Source organism: Nitrospira sp., from assembly GCA_024760545.1.
In the GTDB taxonomy this organism is placed as follows: Bacteria; Nitrospirota; Nitrospiria; order Nitrospirales; family Nitrospiraceae; genus Nitrospira_D.
This window is the reverse complement of record CP060501.1, coordinates 3,964,054-3,986,022: the sequence shown is the minus strand read 5'-3', so window position 1 is coordinate 3,986,022 and position 21,969 is coordinate 3,964,054. Positions and strand designations below refer to the sequence as shown.

Annotated in this window: 22 protein-coding genes; 8 read left to right on the top strand and 14 right to left on the bottom strand. The window is 56.8% G+C overall.

The genetic code is table 11. The annotated features are described in order from the left end of the window. Positions 1-51 precede the first annotated feature (51 nt). From H8K03_18805 to H8K03_18790, 4 genes are read left to right on the top strand one after another with little or no spacing between them, the layout of a single operon-like run. Positions 52-1,296 carry a glycosyl transferase gene (locus H8K03_18805; GenBank protein ID UVT19809.1) on the top strand — a complete coding sequence of 415 codons (1,245 nt, stop codon included), beginning with the start codon at positions 52-54 and terminating at the stop codon, positions 1,294-1,296. Then, positions 1,293-2,618, top strand: coding sequence for a glycosyl transferase family 2 (locus H8K03_18800; GenBank protein ID UVT19808.1), 1,326 nt, complete (start codon positions 1,293-1,295; stop codon positions 2,616-2,618). The genes H8K03_18805 and H8K03_18800 overlap by 4 nt, the downstream gene beginning before the upstream one ends. After that, complete coding sequence (locus H8K03_18795; protein UVT19807.1) at positions 2,615-3,322, top strand: hypothetical protein; 708 nt, start codon at positions 2,615-2,617, stop codon at positions 3,320-3,322. Before H8K03_18800 ends, H8K03_18795 begins: the two co-directional genes overlap by 4 nt. 5 nt (positions 3,323-3,327) lie before the next feature. Next, positions 3,328-4,203 (top strand): HAD-IIB family hydrolase, encoded by an 876-nt coding sequence (locus tag H8K03_18790; protein UVT19806.1) that lies wholly within the window; start codon positions 3,328-3,330, stop codon positions 4,201-4,203. Between the two features lie 28 nt (positions 4,204-4,231). Here H8K03_18790 and H8K03_18785 read toward each other — a convergent pair whose 3' ends face one another. The 6 genes from H8K03_18785 to H8K03_18760 are packed head-to-tail and all read right to left on the bottom strand — an operon-like array spanning position 4,232 to position 8,839. Then, entirely contained in the window at positions 4,232-4,675 is a 444-nt protein-coding gene (locus H8K03_18785) for a type II toxin-antitoxin system VapC family toxin (protein ID UVT19805.1), read from the bottom strand. A gap of 4 nt (positions 4,676-4,679) precedes the next feature. Continuing rightward, positions 4,680-4,949, bottom strand: coding sequence for a hypothetical protein (locus H8K03_18780; GenBank protein UVT19804.1), 270 nt, complete (start codon positions 4,947-4,949; stop codon positions 4,680-4,682). Between the two features lie 31 nt (positions 4,950-4,980). Beyond that, on the bottom strand, positions 4,981-6,120 hold the full coding sequence (locus tag H8K03_18775) for an LPP20 family lipoprotein (GenBank protein UVT19803.1): 1,140 nt from the start codon (positions 6,118-6,120) through the stop codon (positions 4,981-4,983). Continuing rightward, positions 6,117-7,604, bottom strand: coding sequence for a hypothetical protein (locus H8K03_18770; GenBank protein UVT19802.1), 1,488 nt, complete (start codon positions 7,602-7,604; stop codon positions 6,117-6,119). The genes H8K03_18775 and H8K03_18770 overlap by 4 nt, the downstream gene beginning before the upstream one ends. Positions 7,605-7,619: 15 nt before the next feature. Then, complete coding sequence (locus tag H8K03_18765) at positions 7,620-8,228, bottom strand: penicillin-binding protein activator LpoB (GenBank protein ID UVT19801.1); 609 nt, start codon at positions 8,226-8,228, stop codon at positions 7,620-7,622. A gap of 44 nt (positions 8,229-8,272) precedes the next feature. Next, on the bottom strand, positions 8,273-8,839 hold the full coding sequence (locus tag H8K03_18760) for an LPP20 family lipoprotein (protein UVT19800.1): 567 nt from the start codon (positions 8,837-8,839) through the stop codon (positions 8,273-8,275). Between the two features lie 146 nt (positions 8,840-8,985). Here H8K03_18760 and H8K03_18755 point away from each other — a divergent pair, with 146 nt between their 5' ends. Beyond that, positions 8,986-9,156, top strand: a complete 171-nt coding sequence (locus H8K03_18755; GenBank protein ID UVT19799.1) for a hypothetical protein — start codon at positions 8,986-8,988, stop codon at positions 9,154-9,156. Here the strand turns inward: H8K03_18755 and H8K03_18750 are convergent. Further along, positions 9,153-10,526, bottom strand: coding sequence for a caspase family protein (locus H8K03_18750; GenBank protein UVT19798.1), 1,374 nt, complete (start codon positions 10,524-10,526; stop codon positions 9,153-9,155). The genes H8K03_18755 and H8K03_18750 overlap by 4 nt on opposite strands. Before the next feature lie 189 nt (positions 10,527-10,715). Here H8K03_18750 and acs point away from each other — a divergent pair, with 189 nt between their 5' ends. The 3 genes from acs to H8K03_18735 are packed head-to-tail and all read left to right on the top strand — an operon-like array spanning position 10,716 to position 13,358. Beyond that, on the top strand, positions 10,716-12,605 hold the full coding sequence (acs, locus tag H8K03_18745) for an acetate--CoA ligase (GenBank protein UVT19797.1): 1,890 nt from the start codon (positions 10,716-10,718) through the stop codon (positions 12,603-12,605). A gap of 52 nt (positions 12,606-12,657) precedes the next feature. Continuing rightward, positions 12,658-13,110, top strand: a complete 453-nt coding sequence (locus H8K03_18740; protein UVT19796.1) for an IPT/TIG domain-containing protein — start codon at positions 12,658-12,660, stop codon at positions 13,108-13,110. 26 nt (positions 13,111-13,136) lie between these two features. Continuing rightward, a complete protein-coding gene (locus tag H8K03_18735; GenBank protein UVT19795.1) occupies positions 13,137-13,358 on the top strand; it encodes a hypothetical protein in 222 nt (73 codons plus the stop codon). 46 nt (positions 13,359-13,404) lie between these two features. On the opposite strand, the gene H8K03_18730 is transcribed toward H8K03_18735, so the two are convergent. The 7 genes from H8K03_18730 to H8K03_18700 form a co-directional block, all read right to left on the bottom strand. Next, on the bottom strand, positions 13,405-14,058 hold the full coding sequence (locus H8K03_18730; protein UVT19794.1) for a riboflavin synthase: 654 nt from the start codon (positions 14,056-14,058) through the stop codon (positions 13,405-13,407). Positions 14,059-14,216: 158 nt separating this feature from the next. Next, positions 14,217-15,386, bottom strand: a complete 1,170-nt coding sequence (locus H8K03_18725; GenBank protein ID UVT19793.1) for an MFS transporter — start codon at positions 15,384-15,386, stop codon at positions 14,217-14,219. Continuing rightward, positions 15,383-16,198 (bottom strand): hypothetical protein, encoded by an 816-nt coding sequence (locus tag H8K03_18720; protein UVT19792.1) that lies wholly within the window; start codon positions 16,196-16,198, stop codon positions 15,383-15,385. The genes H8K03_18725 and H8K03_18720 overlap by 4 nt, the downstream gene beginning before the upstream one ends. Continuing rightward, a complete protein-coding gene (locus tag H8K03_18715; GenBank protein UVT22545.1) occupies positions 16,195-17,466 on the bottom strand; it encodes a hypothetical protein in 1,272 nt (423 codons plus the stop codon). The genes H8K03_18720 and H8K03_18715 overlap by 4 nt, the downstream gene beginning before the upstream one ends. 14 nt (positions 17,467-17,480) lie before the next feature. Next, positions 17,481-18,569: a bifunctional diaminohydroxyphosphoribosylaminopyrimidine deaminase/5-amino-6-(5-phosphoribosylamino)uracil reductase RibD gene (gene ribD, locus H8K03_18710; protein UVT22544.1), complete on the bottom strand. Its 1,089-nt coding sequence runs from the start codon at positions 18,567-18,569 to the stop codon at positions 17,481-17,483. Positions 18,570-18,595: 26 nt separating this feature from the next. After that, positions 18,596-21,394, bottom strand: a complete 2,799-nt coding sequence (locus H8K03_18705) for a pyruvate, phosphate dikinase (protein UVT19791.1) — start codon at positions 21,392-21,394, stop codon at positions 18,596-18,598. Between the two features lie 29 nt (positions 21,395-21,423). Then, entirely contained in the window at positions 21,424-21,915 is a 492-nt protein-coding gene (locus H8K03_18700; protein UVT19790.1) for a hypothetical protein, read from the bottom strand. Positions 21,916-21,969 lie beyond the last annotated feature (54 nt).

The window sequence follows — 21,969 nt, the reverse complement described above, 5'->3', positions numbered from 1 at the left end:
GACCGGCGTTCAGCAATAATCACGGAACTAGGGATCTCTAGAGAGGACACCGTGTCTGATTTTTATCAAAATGGCGTTGTGACCGTTCTGCATCGTCTTGGGCAGTCCAATACTGAACAACTTGAGGAAGAGCTTGAACGATATGCGAAGACGACTCCAATCGCACTGGTCCTTCCATCGCTCTATGCAGAGCTGGAACGTCCTGCTCTCAAGCGAATCGTCGAGACCCTGAGCGAGGTTCGTTATATCAATGAAATCGTCATTTCCCTGGATCAGGCCTCTGCGTTGGAATTCAGACTGGCCAAGCAATTCTTTTCCCAACTACCCCAACGCGTCCGTGTCATCTGGAATGACGGAACTCGAATTCAAGCTCTTCTAAATATATTGGTTTCGCATGAGATCGACGTCGGTCTACAGGGCAAGGGGCGAGGATGTTGGACTGCCTATGGCTATGTACTGGCGCGAGGGGAAAGCCAGGTGATGGCGCTTCATGACTGCGACATTGTGAGCTATGACCGTCAGTATCTCGCTCGCCTTTGCTACCCCGTGGCCAATCCGAACCTCGCGTACGAGTTCTGCAAGGGGTATTACAGCCGGGTGACGGACCGCATGCATGGCCGTGTCACTCGCCTCTTCATTACCCCGCTGATCCGCAGCCTGCAGTTGCTGGTCGGCCCGCATCCTCTCCTGTCGTTTCTCGACAGTTTTCGGTATCCGCTTGCCGGCGAGTTCGCGATGGTGCGTGATCTGGCGTGGATCAATCGCATTCCCGGTGACTGGGGGCTGGAAATCGGCATGCTGGCCGAGGTGTACCGCAATTGCGCGCTTCGGCGGATCTGCCAGGCGGATATCGCCGATGCGTATGAGCACAAGCATCAAACGCTGTCGACGCACAATCCGGATGCGGGCTTGTTGAAAATGTGCGTCGACATCACGAAATCTCTCTTTCGCAACTTGGCCAGCGAAGGGTTGGTCCTGTCGGAAAGCACGCTCAAGACCTTGCGGGCCACCTACCTCCAGGCAGCCCAAGAAGCCATCAGCCGGTACGAGAATGATGCCGCGATCAACAGTCTGCGCTTTGACCGCCATGAAGAGCGGCGCGCGGTTGAGGTGTTCCTCCGCGGGATGATGTTGGCCACCGACAGCTTTCTCGGGGACCCATTGGGCGTACCTATGATCTCTAACTGGAGCCGGGTCACCCATGCCGTACCCGATATCTTTCATCGGCTCATGGACGCCGTCGAACAAGATCACGCCTGGGACCCAACAGCGGAAACACGGCAACCGATCCCATGAATAACGGTCTGATCCCACTCACAGCCGAGACCGAATCTCTCCTGGAAACGGTGCGCAGCGCCGATATCCTGGTCGGTATTCCCAGCTTCAACAATGCGGGGACCGTCGGCCATGTCGTCCGCGCGGTCGGCGCGGGCTTGGCCAAATATTTTAGCGGCCATCGCGCCGTTCTGGTGAACTCCGACGGGGGCTCCACCGATGGAACCGCCGCGATCGTGGCCCATACCATGGTCGATTTGGAGCCGCTCTTTATCAGCGATCGACAAAGCACGCTGCAGCGCATCGTCACGCCCTATCACGGCATTCCCGGCAAGGGCAGCGCGTTCCGCACGATTTTTGAGATCGCTCGGCGATTGAAAGTCACGGCCTGCGCGGTCGTCGATTCGGACGTGCGCAGCATCACACCTGAGTGGATGGAACTGCTCCTGCACCCCATCCTCAAAGAAGGTTACGACTATGTGGCGCCATATTATCGACGTCACAAGTACGACGGGACCATCACCAACAGCATCGCCTACCCGCTCACCCGCGCGCTGTATGGGCAGGAAGTTCGCCAACCGATCGGCGGGGATTTCGGCTTCACCGGAGAACTGGCCCAACACTATCTTGAAAAACATGTCTGGGAATCTGACGTGGCACGTTTCGGCATCGATATCTGGATGACGACCGAAGCGATCACGAGCGGCGCCAAGGTCTGTCAAAGTTTTCTCGGTGCCAAGATTCATGACCCCAAGGATCCTGCCGCCGACCTCTCATCCATGTTGCGACAGGTCGTCGGCGCCTTGTTTGCCTTGATGGAGTCCCATGCTTCCGGTTGGCTACCGATCACCGGCTCTCGAAAGGTTCCCCTATTCGGCTTCCAATATGAAGTGGGAGTCGAGCCGGTCAACGTCAATGTCGAGCGGATGGTGGACTTCTTTCACCTCGGGCTCACAGATCTCCACGATATTTGGTCGCGCATTCTCTCGGAAGATTCACTGGATCAGCTGTCCCGTCTCCGAGGCGTGCCCATGCGGGACTTTCGCATTCCTGATGCGCTGTGGGCCCAGATCATTTATGACGCCGCTCTGGCGCACCATCGACACGTGCTTCCGCAGGAACATCTCCTGAAAGCGCTGACCCCTCTCTATCTGGGGAAAACCGCATCATTCGTGCTCGATACCCAGGGACTAACAACGGCAGAAGCCGAGCATCTCATCGAATGTCTCTGCCGAACGTTCGAGAAACAGAAAGAATACCTTGTCACCCGTTGGCTTCAGTCTCATGACGCGCGGGAAGTCATCGGTGCCGCTCGCGCAAGGCCTGAAAGGAGTCAGCCATGACTTCAACCTGGGAACATACCTTACTCGGACCCGTCACCACCCTCGGGGAACGCGTGCTCGCCATCCTTCCTAATATCATGGCCATGATGGTCCTCCTATTAGTCGGCCTGGCAGTGGCTTACGGAACCGGACACTTGATGGAACGACTGCTTCGTGTCATCGGCTTGGACCGGCTCTGCGACCGAATCGGGATTGCCGGCGCCCTCCTGAGAGGAGGCATCAAATCCGATCCATCGTATATCATCGGTCGCATCACGTACTGGCTGATCGTGATCTTCGCCACCACGGCTTCGCTGGGCGCGCTCGACGTCGCCCCGATCAATGAAGCGGCTCACTCGCTGTTGTCATATATCCCTCATTTGGTCACTGCGGCGGTCATCGGGATCATCGGCTATCTCGTTTCAAACTTTGTCTCCCAAGCCGTCCTTATCGCCGCCGTGAATGCCGGATTACCGCCGGCCCGCTGGATCGCGGCGGGAACACGCTGGGGCATTCAATTATTGACGGTGGCGATGGCGCTTGAACAGTTGGGGATTGCGCAGCACATCGTGGTCGTCGGGTTCGGCATTACCTGGGGAGGCCTCGTCCTGGCTGCGGCGCTCGCCCTTGGGTTGGGCGGAAAGGATCTGGCGAAGGATTTTCTGGAGCGACGCTTGGCCGGACATTCTAGATCGCAGATCAACGAAGACTTACGCCATCTCTAATCACTATGTCACGCTACCTGCTCTTCACAGACCTGGACGGCTGTCTCCTAGACGGCAACACCTACTCTTTCGACGAAGCACGCCCGGCGCTTGCCGCTCTCCGCTCCCAGAACATTCCGGTCATTCTCGTTTCGGGAAAAACCCGCGCGGAAATCGAACCCCTTCGGGAGCGCCTCGATCACCATGACCCCTTTATCGCCGAAAATGGAGCGGCGGTTTTCGTCCCTCAAGGCACGTTTGACTTCCCATTGGAACGGTCTCGACGCCGCTCTTCGTATCATGTCATCGAACTGGGCACGCCCTACGCTCTCCTGCGTGATGTGCTGAGGCAAATCGAAGAGGCCGTCGGGACGCCGCTGCGAGGATTCGGCGACCTGTCGGTCGACGAAGTCATGGCGCAGACGGGGCTTGCTCGTGAAGATGCGCTGCGAGCCATGCTTCGGGAGTTTGATGAGCCCTTTTTAGTCAACGGGCCTCCCAAGCTGATCGAGGAAATCTGTCGCCAGATCGTGACACGCGGTCTCTGTTGGACGAGAGGCGGGCGCTTCTTTCACTTGACCGGAAACAACGATAAAGGGCGAGCCGCGGAAATTCTTCTCCGCTGTTATAAGCGGCAAGGACGGTTGCACAAGCTGCCGGACGAGGTGGAAACCATCGGTATCGGCGATAGCTTGAACGATCTTCCGCTCCTGCTGACGGTTGATCGCCCGGTATTGGTGCAAAAACCAGACGGTTCGTATGACCCGGACATCAATCTGCCGAACCTCATTCGCGCGCCGGGAATCGGTCCTGCCGGATGGAACCATGCCGTGCTGGAACTTCTACGCCAAGCCTCCGACGAGACAACCCGCGGCCGATCGGCCAATATCAGAGCCTCATGATCGCGGCGTCCCCACGCGCACGAACGTGCTAGTCTTCCGCCGGATTGATAATGTGCAACCCTGCGGTCTTGGACGCGGCCAACAGTTGTATATCCGCGCTGACGACGGTCAACCTCAACGGTTTCAGTTCCAACGCCAGCGCAAGGTGCATGACCTGAGGCGATCGTAGGAACGGATACTCCAAGGCCAATTCCTTGGTGGCCAAGTAGGTCTCCATCTTCGGCGCAATGAACTGGTAGAGCCCTTGCTTGGATTCAATCTCGAACTTGTAGAGAACGGAATAGCAATCATCCCGCGTAATCTGCCCCTCCTGCGCCCGCGCACACAGGATCGAATAGAAGTCCGTCACTGACCACGTCGGAACGATCGCCACTTTTCCTCGTTTCACCATCAGCTTGTTCACGATGCGGGTACCCCGCTCCATGCTGTACCGCTTGATGAGCGCGGTTGAGTCAAAATAGTAGTATGGCATCCCGTTACACCCTCCCTTTCAGAATGATTTCGGCGAGCGGCCCTTGGAGCTTGGAGAGCCGATCTTGCAGCTCGTCGAGCGGCACCTCTTCATACCCTTCTTTTCGCAAGGTATCGGCTAGATTGCCGTTATTGAAAGACACGGTGTCTTCCTTCAGGCGATCATTCAATCGACGCTTCGCCAGCCGGCTCGAAACTTTTTGCCCGGACTTGGTCAATCCCCGTCCCCTGCTCCGTGGAGCTCGACTTGCTGATAGTTCATCCGACTTTTTCACAATCGCCGCCTCCTCATGAAAGAATGTTCGTTTACCGCCTCACCGATGATTCTTCTCGTGGGCAACCGGCCGGCATCACTGCCGTCTCGGGCAACGCGCCCTCGCCGAAGATATGCGAGGCGATCGCCCTGGCCACATCCGACGACAATTCCTGTTGAATAACACGGAGTGTCTTTGCGGTCGCTTCGCGCTCCGTTAGGTGCCCTTCCTTTCCACCTCGTGCCACTGCCCCGACGACCCGCTGCGCCACCGGATCCATAATCTCGAAATCACTGCACCATCGGACATACTTGAAGTAGGGATCATGGACATCGATGGGAAACAGCCGGACCGTGCCTCGAACGACCAATTCCGCAGAACCAGTTTCCGTGCTTGCCGTCTTGGTCGTCACGTGAAATCCTTCACGGACAAGCCCTTCTGCAAGTGCCCGTCCCACTGGCTCTGCATGATCACCCGACACTTGTACCGCAAGCACCAGATTCGTGGCAAGAAATTGCTCCAGCTCGCCGGACAATTCGTTGACCCGATAGGCGGACGGGATTCCTCGTCCACTCACGCGAATCACACGCAAATCTGTGTTGTAGACCTCGCGCAGCACCAAATTGCGACCGGCCCGCCGAAGGGCGTGAACCTTGGCAAGCTTGTCGGTTGTCTGCCGGGCCTCAGCGACATCGGCGTCGATCGCGCGATCCAGCGTCGAGACCTTGTCCATTAACGATGACTCAGCCTGGGAACGGCTCATCACCGCCAGGGCATAGTGTATTCCTTCGTTCGTGTCGTACCACGCATCCATGATGCTCACGTTTTCGAGCACTTTGTCGGTCGAGACTTTCGTCACGTTGTCGATCGCCAACCGTCGTTCGGCGTTGGAGACACCGCGATTCTCAACGACTAAATAGGATTCCCAGTCTTTCGCCTGCGCCGCGACTTCCGCTTTGAAGATGCGGGCGACGGCCGCATAGGCCTGGTCCGTTGCGCTGTTTCGACTGTCGGCTTGGCCGACGCCGGTCAGGTACTGGGTAGATGGATACTCCGAACTCCGGCCCTCGACCCACTCCGGCTTTCCCTTTCCGGCGAACCACGCACACCCAGCCGATATGGATATGAGGCAGCACAGACTGATGAAGACCGCCAGGGTTTGCCTGAAGGCCGATCCGCGACTGGGCGTCATTGCATCACACGCTGGATGATGAACGTCGTCTGCCCGGCGGTAAGCGAGAGCGGTTGCCCGTTCTGCTCCATGGCCACTCCCGATCCCGACGGCTGAATGGACACTCGGTACTGACCCGGCGGCACCCATGTCCTGGCGACATGAATTTCGTCCGGTAAGGTCTGCCAACTTCGCTTGTCGGCTTCCTCAGACGCCACCGCCAACCCCTTGGCCAACAACTCAACAAGTAGTCCGACCCATGGAGCGGCATCCTTGCCTGCGGCATGCTGAGCTCCTCTAGTCACTCCCTCCGCCATCGCGAATTTCGTGGCCGCTCGAGCGAGAGCCTTCGCGGTGATCGCCGGCAAACGTTCCGACAGGCTCTTCTCGGCGAGGGCCGTCACATTATGCGCAAGTTCCGATCGCACGGTGACCGAGTGGCCGGCCGAATCGGTCAGTGTCATATTTTCAAACGCCACCCGCGTTTTTTGCGGAACCAACCTGGGGAGCGCAACGCGGACGACCCGTCCGTTGAGTCCATAGAGCACGCCGTCCATTGCGTGATTTCGCGGATAGGGGGACTGGAAAACCCCACGATTGATCAAGACCAACTGCAGCGCATCCAGACTGATAGGTAGATCCAAGTACAGATCCTCTTTTCGTGGAGCGCGCCCATTATAACTGATCATCACGACTTGAGCGAGTTGCTCCAGGGATGAGAGCGGCTGCCACGCCGCATCAGGGAATGCTTGCCGGTAGGACTCGAACTCGGTCGTCAGATTAAGCGCCTCCGCCGTGCGCAAGAGATCTCCGCGCAAAGAAGGTGGAGACGACATTCTCAACCATCCCCGCATGGCGCCATAGGCTTCATACGCGTTGCGATACGCGATAAATGCGTTATTGAGGTCGCCGGCCGCTTCGTACAAGATGCCGCTGAGGTACCGAGCAAACCCGTCGTTTCGGTATTTGCCGGTATCCGTGACTCTGTCACCCAGCATGTTGAGGCGATGATCGACGCGACGCGCCTCTACCAGTGCTTCCTGAAGTTGTCCCTGTGCCGCATAGTTGAGGGCGTTGACCACGTTGATCATCACGTGCTCGTAGGCATCTCCCTCATATGGCAAGGCGTTGTCATTGGTTAAAAAAGCGGCGGTTTCCGAACGGATACTCCTGGTGTAGAGACGTTCAACTTCCTCCTCGGCGCGCTCAAACACGTCACAACTTTGCTGATACTGGCCCGCTAACTGCAGAACCATGCCACGATCCATCTCGTACAGCAGCCGCCCTTTGGCCCCATATTCCTTCTGGGTCTGCTCGACAATCGCCGCCGCCCGCTGGGGATCACCGGCAACGAGGCTTTGTTCGATAAGAAGGTAGCGATTGACGGAAGGACCGCACCCGGTGGAGAGCACAAGGACGGCAAGGAATAGGGCCAGGGAGATTGGGAGGGTAATGCGCACCCGCACCGAACCACTGTGGACGAAGCGTGGGAAGAGTGGGCTCAACAGCGTCCGTGGAACCTAAAAGACCGTGCGTTTCTTCTCCACCACTTTCTTGATCTTCTTCTGTCCGTACCAAACCTTGGCATTGTTCTCCAGGTCGATCATCTGAAGATCCACCTGGTAAAACACCGCTTTGGTTCCGTCGACTTCGTCAAGAATGGTGGCGATCGTACCCTTCATCATGAAATCCGCCCCGATCTCTTTTCCGGGGGCTTTCTGCGTTTCTTCGCGAGCATAAATGGCTTGCTCTTTCCGCTCGGTTCGAACTTCGTCGCGCTCACTCTTGCCTGCCACGAAGGTGACTTTTTGAGAATTGGTGAGCTCCCGTTCCAGATCCGTAATAAACGTCTGCACGCTGATATGTTCATGGCTGCTGTTCAACACCGTCCCCACGACGACGACAGGCTGCCGCTGGTTCGCCTTTTCAAAATTCCCGAGCCAGGGATATTGCAACGCCTCTTTGACCATCGCCTCCGCCACCATCCTGGAATCCGTATCGTTCCACCTGCCGCTCAAATCAGTCACGACCCCTGCGTCGACACGAGTCACCTTCGTTGCCTGTCCGCATCCGAACAAAGCGAGGGCCGCACTCAGCATGACGACGAGAGAAGGACGACATGTTCGCATCACTATAGGCCTCCGGGAAGGAATAGATGTCTCATGCGTCGAGATTAGTGTACACCGCGCTTTTCTTCTTCCTTCTCCAACCGTTCAAACAGACGATCGGCGTTCTTCCGCACGAAATCCCGGACTTGGGAATTGAGTTCTTTGGCCTGCTCCAAATTATTCTTCATGTCCTCCAAGCTCAACTTGGTCAAGACGTAATAGGTATTGGTCTTGGGATCCATATACTGATCGATCTTACGGACTCCGCTGAGTGTCGTGGTCGTGATGGTCTTGATGGCTCTCTCGACATTCTGCTCTTCAGTATTTCTGGTGAAATCCCCCGCAGTGGTCGAAGCGGCGTAGTCTCTCATCAGATATCCGGTATAGGTCTCAAACGTCCTGGCAATTTCCGCCCTGCCGCGGTTTTCCGCCGTGTCCCAGGCGAGCGGCGCATTCCGTACCCCGGCTACCGCCCCCACGCCATAGAATGCCTTCGTATCTTTCTCGTTAAATGCCCCTGACCCCTGCTGAACCCATTTGGGAGGACCACCACAAGCCACAAGTCCCATGATGAGAAGGACAGCAAGACCGGATCCGACCAGTCTTGAACGAATCGCTTGTGACCTGATCATACAATCCTCCTTAGGGTGAATAAGTATAATTGCTGTACGTATAACATCCCGCGCAAAAACGTTCGAATCATGCTAGCATGCGTTTTTTGGGCAGTCAACGCAACGCGCGCTTCGTGCGGCCTCGCTATCGACAAGGAGAAGACTCTGTGGCAGAGATCCAGATTGAAGACGGCATCATTAGAATTCTTAACCTTGATATCCAAGATCCAAGAACCGCCGCAGTACTTTCGGCCTATCCTCAAGAGCGCTGGGCGGAGATCACACGGCGAGCCGTTAAGATCGGCCTCGGATATCTCAAGGGTGGTGAGACCGACTAGGGCCTCGGACCGTGATCGGCCTGATTGACGGCGGCATGAGCCCGAGCATGTGTGCCGCCCAGCTCCACGTACCGACGAAACGCCTCCACGGACTTGGGCTGGTCATTGAGATGATCAGCGTACAGCGTCCCCAACGCAAAGTAGACGTCTTGATACCCATTGTTCACGCGCACTGCTTGCTGAAGGGCCGCCTCAGCATCAGCAAACTCCCTCCGTTTTTCGTGAATCAATCCCAGCGTATAGAAAGAATCCGGGTTGTCCGGTGCGTATTTGACCGCAAGAAGACCCGCTTTCAGGGCCTCATCAAGGTTCGGCATCACCTCTAACAGGACATAACTCTTCAGCACGTAGGCATCACCGTAGGTCGGATCATACCCAATCGCCCGGTCCAACCGCTCGACCGCTTCTTCCGTCGACTTTCCTTCCTGCAGCAGCGCAAAGGCACGTTCGTATTGAGCCTTTGCCTCCTGTTGCCGTTCGGAAGGAGTCCGGGGTCCGGCTCCAAGTGTAAATGCCGACTTTTTTCCTTCGATCAATACGGTGTCGCCATCACCATCGATTCGTAGACTTGTCGGATGTTGTGATCCATTGGAGACCGCACCGACCTGTTGCACAATATAGGTACCGAGCTCGGAGGCCATGAGCCAGCCGTTTCCGTCCAGATCTGCAGACCCTGAAAGTCCGGCCAACAGCGTCTGAACAAAGCGGCTACTGTGATAGAGGCGGACGGAGGCTTCTCCTCTACTAGCCGCGCTGATGACCTGAACCGCCCGGCGCTCGGTGTCCGACTCCGGGCCAACTCGTCCTTCCAAGGAGAGTCCCTGTGGTTCGGTTGTTTCCCACCCATAGACCGGCGCATCCAAAATGAGGAGCGTGTGTTTCGAAGCCGACCTCCTTGTAAACTCCTTGAGATGCTCGACTGTGATCGACTTGGCTGCGTTATTGAGTTGTGCGTCCAATGGAACCAGGTATCCGCGATCTTGCCCGTCAGCATCTTGTATCGACCCGGCATGACCCACATAGAAAAGAACGAGCCGGTCCATGCGCCCTACTTTTCTCGGCAACATGTCGTTCAACAGCTGATGCAGACGTCGGCCGCTTGCATCTTTGTCGTACAGTTCGACCACCTCGTCGAACCCCAATCGCCGAAATGCCTCGGCGACTTTCTTGGCGTCGTTGATCGCTCCCGGAATGGACGGCGCGAGAACATAGTTCTCGATTCCGATAATGATCGCCCAGGATTTGTAGTAGAGACCCTCCGGTTTTCCCAACTGAGCTTCAGCGGTGGAGGGGGCGCCGACCGAGAAAATACAGAACACGTGAGCAATCAGCAGAAAAAGGCCCAACACATTGATCCCGCGGGGTTTCATACAATGCCTTGCATCGTCGGTCAAATCAGCCTATCCCCGGCTTCGACATGTGTCAAGAAACGCCAGAGGGAGGCCGGGCGCGGCCCGAACGTAGAGTCCCTGAGAAAATGGATGGTTGCAGGAGCTCTCAGGTTTGTCCATAATTATGGCTTTGCGATTGACGGCCTTGAAGAAGGAGACCCTTCTGCCATGAGCGACAAGATCGAAACCCTTTTGAAGGAAAGTCGGACGTACCGGCCGACACCCAAGACAATAGCCGCAGCCTACATCAAAGACTACGAAACCGAATACAAGAAATCCATCGCCGACCCGGAAGGGTTTTGGAGTGAGGCCGCAAGGGAGCTCGAGTGGTTCTCTCCTTGGGACAAGGTCCTCGAATGGGACTATCCATGGGCCAAATGGTTTGTCGGGGCACGATGTAACATTGCCTATAACTGCCTGGACCGTCACGTGAAGACCTGGCGTAGGAATAAAGTCGCACTGATCTGGGTGGGCGAAAACGATCAGGAACGAATTTTCACATATAGCGAACTCTATCGGCAGGTCAACCGCTGCGCAAACGCCCTCAAAAAGCTGGGTCTCCAGAAAGGTGACCGCGTCACCATCTACCTGCCCAAAATCCCCGAACAGGTCGTCGCCATGCTGGCCTGCGCCAGGATCGGTCTGATCCACAGCGTCGTCTATTCGGGTTTCAGCGCTCCGGCCCTTGCCAGCCGTATCAACGACGCGGAAACCAAGGTTGTGATTACGGCCGATGTCGGGTTCGATCGCGGCAAGGCCATCCACTTGAAACCCGTCGTGGACGAGGCACTCAAGACCTGCCCGACGGTCAACCACGTCGTTGTCGTCCAGCGCCAAACTCAAAATCCGCCCCTTTCTGCCCCAAAGGAAATTGACTGGAATGAATGGCTAGCTTCTGAGCGACCCATTTGTGAAGCAGAGCCGTTGGACGCCGAAACCCCGCTCTATATTCTCTATACGTCCGGCACCACCGGGAGGCCAAAGGGCGTCGTCCATGTGCATGGTGGATATATGGTCGGCACCTATGTGACGACGAAGTATGTGTTCGATCTGAAAGACGACGACGTATACTTCTGCGTGGCCGACCCAGGCTGGGTTACAGGCCACAGCTATATCGTCTATGGCCCGCTGCTCAACGGCGCAACGATTTTGACCGCGGAAGGCAAGCCGGACTATCCGAATCCCGGCCGATGGTGGGATCTCATTGAACGGTATGGCGTATCGATTTTCTATACGACCCCGACTGCCATCCGCCTGCTCATGCGCTACGGCGAAGACTGGCCGAAGAAATTCGACCTCTCGACGCTCCGCATCCTTGGGAGCGTGGGAGAACCGATCAACCCGGAAGCCTGGGAATGGTTTCATCGTGTCACGGGCGAGGACAAACCCATCATGGACACCTGGTGGCAGACCGAAACAGGCTCGATCTTGATCACCCCTCTCCCCACCGTGCCGCTGAAACCCGGCTCGGCCACGCGACCGTTTTTCGGGATTGAAGCCGATGTCGTCGATCGTGAGGGGAATTCCCTCCCTGTCAATGCCGGTGGTTTCGCCGTCATCAAGAAACCCTGGCCCGCCATGATGCGCACGATTTATAAAGATCCTGAACGCTACAAAACTTACTGGACCACCATCCCCAATTGCTATACCGCCGGCGATGTCTGCCACAAGGACGCAGACGGCTATCTGTGGTTCATGGGTCGCGCGGATGACGTGATTAAGGTAGCCGGAAACCGGCTTGGCACCGCCGAAGTCGAAAGCGCGTTAGTCAGCCATCCCGCCGTCGCGGAAGCTGCCGTGATCGGCAAACCCCACAAGACAGTCGGCGAGTCGATCAAAGCCTTCATCATCCTGAAACAAGGAGAAAGCGAAAGCCCCGCTTTGATTAAGTCAATCAAGGATCAGGTCCTGAAGGAATTGGGCAAGATCGGTGTCCCGTCTGAAATCGACATCGTGGCTTCGCTCCCGAAAACGCGGTCCGGGAAAATCATGCGGCGAGTGCTCAAAGCAAAAGAGCTGGGACAAGACCCGGGAGATATTTCGACTATCGAGGAGTAACGTACAGACCAGTTACACACGATCTATCCTGAACTGATTGAAGGGAATCACAATGGCGCAACCAACCATTTTTATAGCAGCACTCTTGTTCGGTGCACTCACCCTACCGTGGCAAGTCATCGCCCCAGACCTCACGCTTGCCGAAGACCAGAAACCAAAAGCCACACCACAATCCAAGAGCGTCAAACCGAAGGCGGATCCAAAATTTCACTCGGCCGAAACCGCCGCAAAGGCGAAAGCCTGCTTCGGCATGGCTCCGCAGATCGCCAAGCTGGTTCCTGATGAAGGAAAGCCTGGCGCCAAAGTGACCATCAAGGGCATGCAGTTCGGCTCGCCCGAATGTTTGCGTGGCGTGTCATTCGGCCCGGGTCAAGCCGCCGTGTTTACGATGCGCAACGAGTCCACGATCGTGGCCACCGTCCCGACCATCAGTCGTAAGGGTCTTGTGATTGTGACCGTCACAACAGCTTCCGGCGAAGATTCCAAAGCATTCTTGCTCAAGTAGCAGAACCGCGCGGCGAGTCTTTCGGCATGAAGTGGGGAAGAAAACCAGGTGAGCCGATCTATCTGAGGTGGCACCTGCTGAGTCTCGTTCTGGCCGTGGCATTCCCCCTCATCGGCTTACAATTGTACAAGATCTACATCGGGCCGATAAGCTTCGATGCCCAGTTAGGGGTTGGGCTTTTCGTGTCCATCATTCTCGGGCTCGCGCTTCATGTTGCCTTCCGTGCTTCCGCCAAGAACCAGCCTTAGATGGAGCCGGACTCCGCCACTTCGTCGTTTGCTCAGTAATGTGGAATTAGATCAGTCCGCGTTTCTGCAGGTAGTCTTTATCGATGCTGATAGTGGGTTTAGGAAGCTGATCACGCTCTTGGAGCAGGCGCTCGACATACTTCCCGATGAGATCTGATTCAAGATTCACAAGATCGTTGACCTGTTTGAGACCGAGCGTTGTCACTTTCGCCGTATGTGGAATGATCGTCACTGAAAAGCTTTTGTCGCTCACCTCGTTCACCGTCAGGCTGATACCGTCGACGGTCACCGAGCCTTTCACGACACAGTACCTCAAGATGTGCGGAGGGGCTTCGATCGTGAAAACAATCGCGTTGGCGTCCTGATGTCGTCCCCGGATAGTGCCGACCCCATCCACATGGCCGGCCACCAGATGCCCGCCGATGCGTTCGTTGAGCCTCATGGCTCGCTCAAGGTTCACAGGCATTCCCACTGCAAAGCTACCGAGCGTCGTCATGGAGAGTGTTTCAGGCGAGACTTCCACGGAAAAGTCGCGCTCGTTTGTCGATACTACTGTGAGACAGGTTCCATTCACGCTGACACTGTCACCGATCTTGAGATCGCTCATCACAGTCGAGGCGAGGATCGTGAGCTTGGTTCCCGCAAGCGTTTTCCCCAGGGAGGTGATTGCGCCCATTTCTTCGACGATGCCGGAGAACATCAGTCTTTCCTCATAATGATCTGCTTCACCACATAGACGAACAGCACAAGCAACACAACGACCCCCAGACCAGCCAGCGTGCCGATCACAAGATTTTCAACCGCAATCTCTCTCATCACGCGCCAATTATATCGCAGCCGTCATCGAGATAGCAGCGTTTACATTCGCTTCATCGCCACCCAGAACACGCCCGCTGCCACCAGTTGCATCCCGGCAATGATGGCGAAAGCCATGGGATAACTCAGGTTCGCAATCAGCACGCCCGCCAATAACGGTCCACTGGCGTGCCCGATATCCATGATCGTCCCCTGCATCCCCATACCCGCCCCGAGTGTCTTGAACTCGGAACTGTCTGCGACAAGCGCTGATGAAGATGAAGACACGACCGCCTCGCCGAAACCAAAGCCGGCAGACAACACGAGCATAAGAGGAAACATCGAAACCTGCGGGATAAGAACAAAGGTTCCGGCACAAATCAGCAGGCCGAGAACGATCAGCGGTTGGCGGCCGACTCGGTCGGATATCCGGCCCATAATCGGCTTGGAAAAAAATGACGTGAAAGCCTGGACCGTGAACAGTGTTCCCACCTCTCCCGGGTTGAGCCCAACGGAGATACCGTACAGCGGCAGGAACGCCATCAGGGCGCCATTGGCAATCATCTTGGCCGCATCCGTGGAACTGGTCACCAAGACCTTCTTGTTCCGCACGACCACGGCAAAACCTCTCCACATTTCGGCCAGCACAGGGGCTAACCCTTTTTCTTGGAGTCTCGGAGGCGGTGGCGTGAGGTGAAGGCTGTAGAAAATGATGCCGGCTACACAGCCGAACACCCCGGCTGTGACGAATGCTGAAGGGAAGCCCGCTTGATAGACAAGATAGCCGCCGATGAACGGCCCGAGCAGCGCACCGGATTGTGTGCAAGCGGTGTACGTGCCCAACGCGGCACCGCGCCGTTCCCGGTACAAATCCGCCACGGTCGCCAAGGCGCTGGGGGCAAAGATGGCCGTCGCCAAACCATGAAACATCCGGAGAGCCGTCAGGACGTTCAAGTCCGACACGAACGGGTAGATAAATGGCGGCACACCGAACGCGATGACCCCTATCTGCAGGAGCAACCGTCGCCCATAGATATCGGACAATGCCCCGGACGGAAGCTTCAGAAAGACGCCGGTCAAGGTCGAAACCGAGACAATCAGTCCGATTCGCTCGGGTCCGGCGCCCAGTGATTCCGCGAACAACGCCAACACCGGCATGCGCACCATGTTGTAGCTGATAAAGCAGAATACACCGACGGTGCAGAGCAGCGCGAAACTACGAGCAGTGGTCATGGGATGGATCTGTCGCGGGAAATCGCCTTGTCGATATCTTGAAGGGGAATGAGCGCCGTTTTCAAGAAGGCCACGTGGTGCTCTTGTAATGGTGGCGGATCCATGGCCGCTACCAATACGCGTTGGGGGTCTCGTCTCATCGCCAAACCCAATCTATTGACGGTCTCCACCCCTTTTTGCAACCTGCTTTTGACAATGCGGGTGACAAGCGGATGCAGCAGAGAAACCAACCCTGAGAGGAAACGATTGTCCAGCCTCGTATACGCGACCAATGTGCTGTCCATCATTTCTTCGCGATTCGCATTGCTCACGGCGTCCGCCCGGAGAAAGACGACCGCTTTTCCTGTGACATGCGGGAGCAGCCGGCTCTCGTGCGATCCTTCGAGATAATAAATACGGGACGTGGCATCCTCATACACAAGCTCCACGATGCCTTTGGTCCCCTCACCATCATCACCCCAGAAGCGACCTGGGCCTCGGCCCTCTGACTGGTATAACCCAAGCTTGAGGCGCCTCATCAACGCCGCGGTAAATGGAGGGTGGTCCAGCAGATGCCGATACATCGATTCAGAGAGAGCGGCTCGGACCGGGCCTACTCTGCTTTCAGTTGTATGGTCCTGTATAATGGCTTGCAGCCTGCACGTCCAGCTCGGATCCACTCGCTGAACGGGAAACGCCAGTCCAGCATGAACCGCCGATAATGAACAGGATTCGGACTGCCCATGTCCAGCCGACAAAACAATCCCCGCTCCGAGCACGACGGCGAATATGCTCGCTACGTGTCGCGGTGTGAGTTGCCGCGTGGAGCTCATGAAGCCGGCTTCTCTATAGCGATCGTGAGATGGACAGGAAAGAGCCGCTCAGGGTCCTGCCGTAATCTGGCTTGCCGCAGCAAGGTTTCAACCGACGGCGAGACCATTCCCTCGAACGAGAGACGGCCGTTCGTCATCACCGTCAGTGGTGTGGAGAAATCGATCAGCTGATCGTTCAAAAACAAGCTGTACCGCTGGACGCGCTCGGCAGTCACCTCGATACGGTTATTTCCGGTAATCGCCGCATCGATCTTGGCATATTCACGACGCTTGATTCGTTCATCACGTTTGTCGACCAAGTCTTCTGAAAACGCAGCGATGGGGTCGGTCGATTCCAATCGCACCCAGTTGAACGGCTGAAAGTGGCTGGCGTCGCGCACGAGAGTCAGTCTCGACGGCAGCGGCTCACGGCGCCGGCTATTGAACCAGGCAACAAGGTCCGGCAGTTCTTCTTTCGGGAAATAGTGGCCTCCGGCCATGGGATGCTCGCGCTCATGCTCACGGTACACGTACGGATAGCCAAGCCCATCAAGTTCTCGGGCGATCGACCGGCTGAGGTCTACGGGCATGACCTGATCCTTCGCTCCATGAATGATATAGACCGGAGTGTTGCGGAGATTCGCCAGAAAAGGCATCAGCACGTTATCCAGTCCGCTGGCCATAGGCGCAAGCCCCGCAAACAGCGGCGCATGATGCATGCCGATCAGCCAGGCACCGATCCCCCCGTTCGACATGCCGGTGAGAAAAATCCGATCCGGGTCGATATGATACCGTCGGCGAGCTTGCCGGATCGTTTCCAGCACTAAATCTTCGGCCTGCCTTGTAAACCACGCGCCGGAGGGATAGGTGGGACAGGCCAACAGATAGTCATTGCTCAACCGTGCTCGCCACCGTTCCAAATACTCTTCTCCAGTAAACCCGTATCCATGTAGACACACGACTAAGGCATAGCTTCTCGACGCCTGATACGTCGTCGGAATCAGCATCGACAGCGGGTACGTCCGTCCCCGGACCACGATCTGTTCGTCGGGAAGCGTGCCGACAGGTTGGCTCTGATAGGTTCGTCCCGCTTTTAAGATCTGAGATACCGACTCGATGGACGCATTCTTATCGGAAAGAATGCTCAAGAGTAAGCGTTCCGCCTCATCACTATTGTCCGTATCGAGAAATCTATCGATCAGCGAAGCAAGTGTCTTGGTGGATGGTTCCGAGACCTCCGCGAAACCGGAGCCCATGCCGACCGTAAGCAACACTGACAGGATGAGCATGCTGATCCGTGCCGTCACAGATCTCCTTCCACCACGATGTCATCACCAACGGATCGTGTCACCATATGACGCAGCTTGATCGTTCCTGCGAGCCGAGCCGGACTTTTCCCACCGATGATGCCTTTGGCATCTTGACCGCCAAGAAGCACCGGCGCCATGTAGAGACGAATATGATCGACGACCTTACTTCTCAGCATCGCGGCGTTCACTTCACCTCCGCCTTCCACCAATACAGACATCATACCGCGCCGACCGAGTAGCTTGAGCAGAACAGTCAACGACACACGGCCCCGCACGGAGGGAAGGGTGAGGACCTCTATGCCCTTCTTTTCAAAAGCCGAGCGGCGCACTCGTGGAGCCGCGGCCGTTGTGGCAATAATGGTTTTTGCTCTGTCTTGTTGTGTCAGGATCCGTGCCTTGAGCGGAGTGCGCAGCAGGCTGTCCACGACGATCCGGATAGGTTGCCGTGCCGCCAACGTCTCTAACTGCGCCCCGGTTCTCGCGGTCAGCGAAGAATCATCGGCCAGAACTGTTCCGACCCCAACCAACACGGCATCGACATCGCGGCGAAGCTGGTGCGCCTCTCTGCGAGACGGCACACCCGTCATCCACCGCGACTCCCCTGTCGCCGTGGCCAGCTTTCCATCAAGGGTCATACCAGCCTTGAGTATCACATAGGGGCGGCCGGTCTTCATGAAATGGCCGTAGGCTTTGTTCAGCTCTTCCGCTTCCGGCCGTGCCACTCCAATCGTGACGGAGATCCCGCTCTGCCGAAGCTGTTTGATCCCTCTTCCTTTCACCGAGGGATTGGGATCATGCATCGCGATGACCACGCGGCAGACCCCGGACCGGACGATTTCAGGGACACAAGGAGGCGTGCGTTTTTTCAGGTGGCAACAAGGCTCGAGGGTGACATAGAGCGTCGCCCCTCGGGCACGATGCCCTGCTTGTCGCAGCGCGAGAATTTCTGCGTGGGGGGTTCCAGGCCGAAGATGAAAGCCCTGTCCGATGATGCGGCCTTGACGAACCACCAAGGCTCCAACCATCGGATTTGGGCTTGCCGTTCCCCGGCCCTTCGCGGCCAGGCGAAGGGCCAGGGTCATATAGCGAAGGTCGTGATCGCTCTTGGTCACCGTGCCTTGCGGGCCACGCGGGATCGACGGCGACTTGGTCGTGTCCTAGTCGACCGCACTCGTGACGACGTAGCGGGTTGAGCGGACTTCTTGGCATCTGCTTCCGCCAGAGCGGCATGCGCAGCGGCCAATCTGGCGATCGCCACTCGATACGGCGAACAGCTCACGTAATCCAAGCCCAGTTCATGGCAGAACTCCACAGAACTCGGATCGCCTCCGTGCTCGCCACATATGCCCAATTTGATATCGGGCCTGGTTTGCCGGCCTCCGGCGATGGCCTGGCGCATCAGCGATCCAACCCCCTCCCGGTCCAACACGGCGAACGGATCCGATTCCATAATATTGATGGTTCGATAATGGTCGATGAATTTCGCCGCATCATCGCGCGAAAAGCCAAACGTGGTTTGCGTCAGATCGTTCGTCCCGAACGAAAAGAATTCGGCTTCTTTGGCGATGTGTTCGGCGGTGACGGCTGCACGGGGCAATTCGATCATCGTCCCGATCAGGTACGACAGTTTCACATCGTAGCGCTTCGTCGTTTCTTGAGCCACTTCACGGATCAGATCTTTCTGCGACTTCATCTCCGAGACCATGCCCACGAGCGGAATCATGATCTCGGGGACGATCTTCACGCCTTCTTTCGCCAGCTCGCAGGCGGCCTCCATGATCGCTCTGGCTTGCATGCGCGTGATCTCCGGCATGGTGATCCCCAACCGGCATCCGCGAAGACCGAGCATCGGATTAAACTCGTGCAGTTCCTCGACTCGGGCCAGAAGCCGACGCTGTTCTTCCAGCTTGGCCCCGTCATTTCCCGTCAATTCCAGCTGGGCGATCTCGACCATCAGCTCTTCCCGCTTGGGCAAAAACTCATGGAGCGGCGGATCGAGCAAGCGAATCGTCACGGGATAGCCCTTCATCTCTCGGTAGAGTCCGACGAAATCTTGCTTCTGCAGAGGCAGCAGCTGATCCAGGTATTTTTCACGCTCTTCTTTCGTTCGGGCCAGGATCATCTTCTGCATGATCAGAATGCGATCCTCGGCGAAGAACATGTGTTCGGTCCGGCACAAGCCGATGCCCTCCGCGCCGAACCCTCTGGCAATCTTCGCCTGGTCCGGCACGTCGGCGTTCGCACGGACGCGAAGCCTGCGGAAACCGTCGGCCCAGGACAGAATCGTCGCGAACCGTTGATATTTGTCGGACTTTTTTGGATCGAGCTTCCCCTGAATGACTTGAATGATTTCTGATTCGACGACCGGGATATCGCCCTCATACACATTGCCGGTCGATCCGTTGATCGAGAGATAATCTCCCTCCCTGAACGTCTTGGCGCCGATCTTCACCGTTTGGCTGTCCAACACCTCGACCGCGTCACACCCTGCGACACAGACCTTGCCCATCTGCCGAGCGACCACAGCGGCATGAGACGTCATCCCGCCGCGCGCCGTCAAGAAACCGGCCGCCGCATTCATGCCGTGAATATCATCCGGGCTGGTCTCCTGCCTGACGAGTACGACGCGATTGCCCGCCGCTCTCAGTTCAACCGCGCGATCAGGGGTCAGCGCAATCTTCCCCGCAGCTGCGCCCGGTCCGGCCGGCAACCCCTTCCCCAGCGGGTTCGATTTCGATTCTTCTTTGGAGTCGAAAATCGGATAGAGATACTGCGCGAGTTGATCGGCCCCGATACGCTGCACCGCTTCCTGCTTGGAAATGACCCCTTCTTTCACCATATCCACAGCGATCTTCACCGCCGCAATCCCCGTCCGCTTGCCGACACGAGTTTGCAGCATATAGAGCTTGCCCTCTTGGATGGTAAATTCGAGGTCAAGCATATCCCGGTAGTGCTTTTCGAGCTTCTTATACGTATGTTCGAGGTCCTTGTAAGCATCAGGGACATTCTTCGCGAGGGCACTCACCGGAAGAGGGGTTCGAATCCCCGCGACGACATCCTCGCCTTGCGCATTCATCAGACATTCACCGAAGAAGGCCCGATCGCCGGAACTCGGGCTCCGCGTAAAGGCCACCCCCGTGCCGCTTGTCTCCCCCATATTCCCGAAGACCATCGCCACGACGTTCACTGCGGTTCCCCAGGAATCGGGAATGCCGTACAACCGGCGGTAGGTAATGGCGCGCGCGCCGAACCAGGACGAAAAGACGGCGTTGATCGCCAGCTCCAGTTGCTCGAGCGGCTCATCCGGAAAATCTTTTTTCGTTTCTTCCTTGATGAGGGCTTTGAAACTTGCAACCAATTCGCGGAGATGCCTGGCATCCAAATGCGTCTCGTGCGCGACCCCGACTTCGGCTTTCTTGTGTTTGAGGATGGCTTCGAAATGTTCGCGAGGCACGCCCATCACGATACTGCCGAACATCGACACGAATCTCCGATAGCTGTCCTGGGCGAACCGATCGTTCCGCGTTTTTGCCGCCAACCCTTCCACGGTCTTCGTCGTCAGGCCGACGTTCAGCACGGTGTCCATCATGCCCGGCATCGAGGCTCGCGCCCCGGATCGAACTGAGACCAGCAACGGCCGTTCAGGATTCCCGAATCCCATGCCCATCGATCGTTCGACACGTTTGAGCGCCTTCAACGTGGCATCCCACATTCCCTGAGGGTATTGCTTGCCGATCCTGTAATACTCGACGCAGGCTTCGGTAGAAATCGTAAACCCCGGCGGGACTGAGATACCCAAATTGGTCATCTCGGCCAGCCCTGCGCCTTTTCCACCGAGCAACTCCTTCATGTTCGAGGTGCCCTCGGCTTTGCCATCGCCGAAATAGTAGACGTATTTCTTTGCCACGTGACTTCTCCTTCCAGGAAGAATGCGTATCAATGAGCGGGCGACGCGCCCCGACTATCGGTTGATTCCAGACGGAGCCGATACCGGTTCACGAGGAACCACTTCGCCCTGACGCCACCGACGATAATGACGATGACAAACAGCATCAGCATCAATAACCGGTAATCCGCTTGAATACCTTCATCGACATGGTATTGACCATCCGACCCCTTTTTGAGCTTTGTGTCAGACTGAAGATAATGGGTCTTTCCACTAGGATCGGCGAGATTGAGCCATTCCGAACAGAGCTGAACAGGCTCACTCGCGCCGGGCAATGACTGCCACGTCAGCCGAAGACACACATCCTGTTTGGCATTGAACAGATCGGGCGTCTTCACCAAGTCATCCAAGTTGATACCGCTGAGTCTGAGCCCGGCGAGAAGGATCGCATTGCAGAGCACCATCAAGGCCAGCGAGACTGCCAGGGAAAATCGCCGGACCTTGTCCGCCCGACGGCGGCTGTCCGTCATCGGCTGATCCATGGCACCTCCAGTCTTGCCTTACACCTCGCCGGCCGGATGCCTGTCTCTTGGTCC

What these genes read in the sequence shown, in the direction of transcription:
- H8K03_18800 (UVT19808.1), top strand. Translation starts at nt 1,293, where the DNA reads ATGAATAACGGTCTGATCCCACTCACAGCCGAGACCGAATCTCTCCTG.
- H8K03_18795 (UVT19807.1), top strand. Translation starts at nt 2,615, where the DNA reads ATGACTTCAACCTGGGAACATACCTTACTCGGACCCGTCACCACCCTC.
- H8K03_18790 (UVT19806.1), top strand. Translation starts at nt 3,328, where the DNA reads ATGTCACGCTACCTGCTCTTCACAGACCTGGACGGCTGTCTCCTAGAC.
- H8K03_18785 (UVT19805.1), bottom strand. Translation starts at nt 4,675, where the DNA reads ATGCCATACTACTATTTTGACTCAACCGCGCTCATCAAGCGGTACAGC.
- H8K03_18775 (UVT19803.1), bottom strand. Translation starts at nt 6,120, where the DNA reads ATGACGCCCAGTCGCGGATCGGCCTTCAGGCAAACCCTGGCGGTCTTC.
- H8K03_18765 (UVT19801.1), bottom strand. Translation starts at nt 8,228, where the DNA reads ATGCGAACATGTCGTCCTTCTCTCGTCGTCATGCTGAGTGCGGCCCTC.
- H8K03_18760 (UVT19800.1), bottom strand. Translation starts at nt 8,839, where the DNA reads ATGATCAGGTCACAAGCGATTCGTTCAAGACTGGTCGGATCCGGTCTT.
- H8K03_18750 (UVT19798.1), bottom strand. Translation starts at nt 10,526, where the DNA reads ATGAAACCCCGCGGGATCAATGTGTTGGGCCTTTTTCTGCTGATTGCT.
- acs (UVT19797.1), top strand. Translation starts at nt 10,716, where the DNA reads ATGAGCGACAAGATCGAAACCCTTTTGAAGGAAAGTCGGACGTACCGG.
- H8K03_18740 (UVT19796.1), top strand. Translation starts at nt 12,658, where the DNA reads ATGGCGCAACCAACCATTTTTATAGCAGCACTCTTGTTCGGTGCACTC.
- H8K03_18735 (UVT19795.1), top strand. Translation starts at nt 13,137, where the DNA reads ATGAAGTGGGGAAGAAAACCAGGTGAGCCGATCTATCTGAGGTGGCAC.
- H8K03_18730 (UVT19794.1), bottom strand. Translation starts at nt 14,058, where the DNA reads ATGTTCTCCGGCATCGTCGAAGAAATGGGCGCAATCACCTCCCTGGGG.
- H8K03_18725 (UVT19793.1), bottom strand. Translation starts at nt 15,386, where the DNA reads ATGACCACTGCTCGTAGTTTCGCGCTGCTCTGCACCGTCGGTGTATTC.
- H8K03_18720 (UVT19792.1), bottom strand. Translation starts at nt 16,198, where the DNA reads ATGAGCTCCACGCGGCAACTCACACCGCGACACGTAGCGAGCATATTC.
- H8K03_18715 (UVT22545.1), bottom strand. Translation starts at nt 17,466, where the DNA reads ATGCTCATCCTGTCAGTGTTGCTTACGGTCGGCATGGGCTCCGGTTTC.
- ribD (UVT22544.1), bottom strand. Translation starts at nt 18,569, where the DNA reads ATGACCCTGGCCCTTCGCCTGGCCGCGAAGGGCCGGGGAACGGCAAGC.
- H8K03_18700 (UVT19790.1), bottom strand. Translation starts at nt 21,915, where the DNA reads ATGGATCAGCCGATGACGGACAGCCGCCGTCGGGCGGACAAGGTCCGG.